The sequence below is a fragment of the Vogesella mureinivorans genome, assembly GCF_007644035.1.
Taxonomy (GTDB): Bacteria; Pseudomonadota; Gammaproteobacteria; order Burkholderiales; family Chromobacteriaceae; genus Vogesella; species Vogesella mureinivorans.
Map to the genome: position 1 here is coordinate 1 of NZ_VMTV02000725.1, position 507 is coordinate 507.

General features: G+C 45.6%; 1 protein-coding gene. It reads left to right on the plus strand.

The window, feature by feature from the left end:
* Positions 1-507 (plus strand): IS630 family transposase (locus tag FLQ44_RS17925; RefSeq protein ID WP_147695472.1); only part of this gene is annotated, 507 nt, incomplete at both ends.

The following is a 507-nucleotide window of genomic DNA, read 5'->3' on the forward strand; positions in this document are numbered from 1 at the left end:
GGAGGCATCTTAGCAAAAGACTTAATCTTCATTGATGAGTCTGGCATCAATCTCGCTCTAACCCGGTTGTTTGCACGTGCACCCAAAGGGAAAAGAGCACGAGGCAAACGCCCCCAAAAACGGGGCAAGAATGTCTCTCTCATTGGTGCGATTGGGCTAAATGGACTGATTAGTCAAGTGAGTCTACTCGGTTCCACTGATGGTCTGACATTTGAAGCCTTCATTGCTCAACGACTGGTTCCTAAGCTTTGGCCAGGGGCTTGTGTGGTGATGGATAATTGCTCCATTCATAAAGGAGAAGAAATCGAAGCCTTGATCGCGAAAGCTGGTGCAAAACTCATTTATCTACCCCCCTATTCCCCTGATTTCTCACCGATTGAAAACTGTTGGTCAAAGATTAAAAGCGTCTTGCGTTCAATCGGTGCCAGAAATTACCCTGACTTAGCCAAAGCCATAGAGGAAGCATTTAATAAGCTCTCCTTGAAGGACATCCAAAATTGGTTTACA